Genomic DNA, 4,353 nt, shown 5'->3' on the forward strand with positions numbered 1-4,353 from the left:
CAGTTTCCCTGGGACACCAGCTACGATGTGAACGCTGCCGATCCGATTTTCTCCGGAAACAACGTCTTTATCTCGTCGAACTATGGCAAGGGCGGTGCGCTTCTGAAGCTTGGCGGCGGGCAGCCCTCGGTGGTCTGGCAGACGCGGGCAATGAAGAACCACTTCAATACCTGTATCCTGCACAACGGTTTTCTCTACGGCAACGACGAGAACACACTACGCTGCATGGAGTGGGCCACGGGGCGCGAGCGCTGGGCGCTGAAAGGCATTGACAAAGGCGGGCTGATATTAGCGGGCAATCAGCTTGTCGTGATGGGCGGACGTGGCGAGCTGATCTTACTTGCTGCCGATCCTAATAAGCTCACTGAGCAAGCGCGAGCCACGGTGCTCAACGGCACTTGCTGGACACATCCCGTGCTTGCCAACGGGGTGCTCTACGTCCGAAACCAGGAGGGGACGCTCATCGCCTTAAATATGCGGGGATAGTTTCAAGAACCTATGAAAAAAATCAGAACGATCGCGTTTGCGGTGGGCCTCACCGCTTTGGTTTCCGTGGGAAGTGGTGCGGCTTTGGCGGATGTACAGGGCTGGTTGAACTGGCGTGGCCCAGCGGGAACGGGTATCTCGCAGGAAAAAAAACTTCCCACCACGCTGACTGCCCCACTTTGGAGCGTGAAGCTCGCAGGCGGCGGCACACCGGTGATCGCCAACGGGAAAGTCTATGCACTGGGCTACGATGGCATCGGGGCGGACTTGCAAGAAGTGCTGCTCTGCGCCGATGCCGAGACGGGCAAGAAGCTCTGGGAGAAGCGTTTTTCGGACTATCTCTCCGATATCACCTACGATAGATATGCCATTGGGAGCCCAACGGTAGACCCTGAGACCGGCAATGTCTATATGCTCACGTCGGCGGGGATCTTTGCTTGCTTCACCGCCGACGGAAAACCGGTGTTTTCGAATGCGATGATGGAGACACTGGGCCGACTGACGTTCACCAATGGGCGCACGGGTGCGCCGACGATTCTCGATGACTTGGTGATTGTCCGGGGAATCACCAGTAACTGGGGTGGCGACGGGGCGGCGATGGATCGGCTCTACGCCTTCGATAAGAAAAACGGCAAGCTGGTTTGGTCGTGCAGCCCGGGGCTTGCGCCAAAAGACAATACGTTCGGGCTGCCTATCTTCTCCTGGCGCAACGGTAAGCAGGTCTTTTATAGCGGCGCAGGTGACGGCAGTATGATCGCGGTCAACGCCCGCACGGGCGAGCCCATCTGGCGTTACCCGATCTCGGCGGGTGGTATGAATGCCACCGTGGTGATGTACAAGAACACCAAGGGCGAGGAGACCGCCATCTGTGTGCATGCCGATGAGAATATAGATGCCAGCAATGCCGGACGCATGACGGCAGTGAAGGTGCTTTCTGAGCCCAAGCCCGCCGAGCCACTGACACCCGGAGCCGCACCGGGACCGCCGGTTCTCAATAAATCTTCCGAGGCATGGCGCAACGACGATCTCTCGGCGGTCTCCAGCACGCCGGTTCTGGTTGGGCGGAATCTTTACTTAACGGATAAAACAGGCTTCTTAGACTGCGTTGATGCCGAGACAGGCAAGATTCTCTGGAAGCAGAAGCTCGCCCCCGATCAGCTCCACGCGTCGCCGACCTACGCGGAGGGCAAGCTCTACGTGCCGTTCCAAAATGGCCTGTTCTATATTCTCAAGCCTGGCGTAACAGGAGCGCAAGTGCTCGCCAAGACCCAGCTCGCGGGCCGCTGCATCGGGGCTCCTTCGGTCTACAATGGGAAAGTCTATGTCTTTTCTACCGAGCGACTCTACTGCTATGGTAAGCCTGGTGGCAAGCCGATGGCCGCGATTGCTTCCGTGGGTGAGCCCAAGAAGTTCGCGGGCCCGACGGTTGCTCTGCAGATCGTCCCCTCCGAAGTGATTCTACGACCCGGCGAGAAAGTGAAGCTGAGCATTCGTGGAATTGACGCTAATGGGTTTGTTACCGAGACCTTTGATGCGAGCAAAGCCACGTTCGAGCAGTATGTTCCGCCAACCGCCAAAGTCCGTGCGCTCTTAGATGCGAAGTTCGAGAACGGCGAGATCGTTGGGGGGGCGAAAAGCTCTGCGGGAGCCTACCAGGCGACACTCAATGGCTTCAAAGGAATCATGCGTGGGCGTGTGCTCACTGCCCTGCCCTACACAGAAGACTTTGAGAGCTTTAATCCCACTGAGCAAGACACGCTACTTCCTGAGGCTAAGTTCGCCTATCCACCCCTGCCTTGGATCGGGGCGCGCTTCAAGTTCGATGTGCGCGAGCTCGAGGGCAATAAAGTCTTTGCCAAGACACTCGACAATATCTTCTTCCAGCGCGCTACGGTTTTCTTTGGCCACCCGGATGAGAAGAATTATACATTCGAGGCGGACGTGATGGTAGATGGTAACCGCCGCACCAAGTCTACGGTAGGGCTGATCAACCAGCGCTACTATATTATTCTCAACGGCAACGCCGACGAGCTAGAAGTCAACTCCAATCAAGAGCGGATCAAGGCCACGGTACCCTTCAAGATCCAGAGTAAAACCTGGTATCGAATGAAGACTCGGGTGGATGTGGCCGCCAGCGGCTCCGGCATGGTGCGGGCGAAAGTCTGGAAAAAAGAAGATCCGGAGCCGACGGCCTGGACAATAGAAGTGCCACACAAAAGTGCGCATACTGTCGGTGCTCCTGGGCTCTTTGGGTTCGCGCCGCAGTCGCTCTACAAAGTCTATATTGACAATATCTCGGTGAAGCCGAACTGATTCCACCCCCTAGCCCCCATGCAACGGGGGCTAGGGTAGAAAAAATAATCATGAAACGAAACGCACTTTTAGCAACGACACTTCTCGCACTCAGCGCAGGAGCGCTGATCACGCGCGCAGCGGACTGGCCGTACTGGGGCGGTGGTCCCTCACGCAATATGGTCTCGTCGGAGACGAATATTGCAACAAGCTGGGACGCGGGCCGCTATAAGGGCAGCACCGAAGAGATTGACCTGGCGACGACCAAAAACGTCAAATGGGTCGCCAAACTCGGCTCACAGTCCTACGGCAACCCGACGGTTTCGGGCGGCAAGATCTTTGTGGGTACCAATAACGAGAGCCCGCGCGACGAGAAGCTCAAGGGCGACCGCGCGGTGCTGCTCTGCCTGGACGAAAAAACAGGCGATATGGTCTGGCAGCTCGCCGTCCCTAAGCTCGGCACCGGAAAAGTAAGCGACTGGGAGTTTCTGGGGCTGTGCTCCTCGCCCGCCGTGGACGGTGATAAAGTCTATGTGGTTACCAACCGTTGCGAAGTAATCTGTCTTGATGTCAATGGACAGGCCAATGGCAACCAGGGCGTACAAGACGAGGCTAAGTACCTCACTGATAAAGGCAAGCCGCCTCACACGCTCGGTGCCAAAGATGCCGACGTGCTCTGGCGCTTTGACATGCGTGAGGAACTGGGCGTTTTCCCGCACAATATTACGAACTGTGGCCCGCTCATCTTAGGCAACACCATCACGGTCACGACGAGTAATGGCGTGGACTGGACGCACACCAATATTCCCAACCCAAAAGCGCCTGCACTCTGCGTTTTGGATAAAAATACGGGCAAGTATCTCGGAGAAGAGAACAGTGGTGTCTCAGCAAAGACCATGCACTCCAACTGGTCATCGCCCGCAGGTGGCCTGGTCAATGGCAAAGAGACAATCATCTTTGGCGGTGGCGATGGTATCTGCTACGCCTTCGATCCGGCCAGCGCCGTGGGCGGTGATCAAAGCACTCTCAAGACCCTCTGGAAGTACGACTGCAACCCGCCCGAGTACCGAATGAAGGCGGGCAAGCCGCTCAAGTACGCCACGTTCGATGGCCCCAGTGAGGTAATCGCTACCCCGGTGCTCTATAAAAACCGTGTCTATGTACCCATCGGGCAGGATCCGGAGCATGGCGAGGGAATCGGGCAGATGGCCTGTATAGATGCCATCACGGGCAAGACTCTCTGGGTCAATAAGAGCATTCACCGCTCGCTCTCGACGCCCTCTATCATCAACGGCATGGTCTTTGTCGCGGACTACTCGGGCTTTGTCCACTGCCTCGACTCCGAGACGGGCAAGCTCTACTGGAGCTTCGATTCCAAGAGCCATATCTGGGGATCCACAATGGTGACCGAAGGCAAAGTCTACGCGGGCACCGAGGATGGCGATATTATTATTCTTGCGGCGAGCAAAGTAATGAAAGAATTGGGCCGCGTGGACATGCGCGCCCCGATCTACGCGTCTCCTGTGATTGCCAATGGGACGCTTTATGTCGGCACTCCCACCCATCTCTATGCGA

3 protein-coding genes are annotated in these 4,353 nt (G+C 56.9%); all 3 read left to right on the forward strand.

The genetic code is table 11. From position 1 onward, the window contains the following. A partial coding sequence (locus ACH2EH_RS13065; RefSeq protein WP_395142337.1) for a PQQ-binding-like beta-propeller repeat protein occupies positions 1 to 486 on the forward strand: 486 nt, incomplete at its 5' end. 12 nt (positions 487 to 498) lie between these two features. Continuing rightward, entirely contained in the window at positions 499 to 2,799 is a 2,301-nt protein-coding gene (locus ACH2EH_RS13070) for a PQQ-binding-like beta-propeller repeat protein (protein WP_395142339.1), read from the forward strand. Between the two features lie 50 nt (positions 2,800 to 2,849). Further along, a partial coding sequence (locus ACH2EH_RS13075) for a PQQ-binding-like beta-propeller repeat protein (protein ID WP_395142341.1) occupies positions 2,850 to 4,353 on the forward strand: 1,504 nt, incomplete at its 3' end.

The sequence above is a fragment of the Armatimonas sp. genome (assembly GCF_043760365.1).
Lineage (GTDB): Bacteria > Armatimonadota > Armatimonadia > Armatimonadales > Armatimonadaceae > Armatimonas.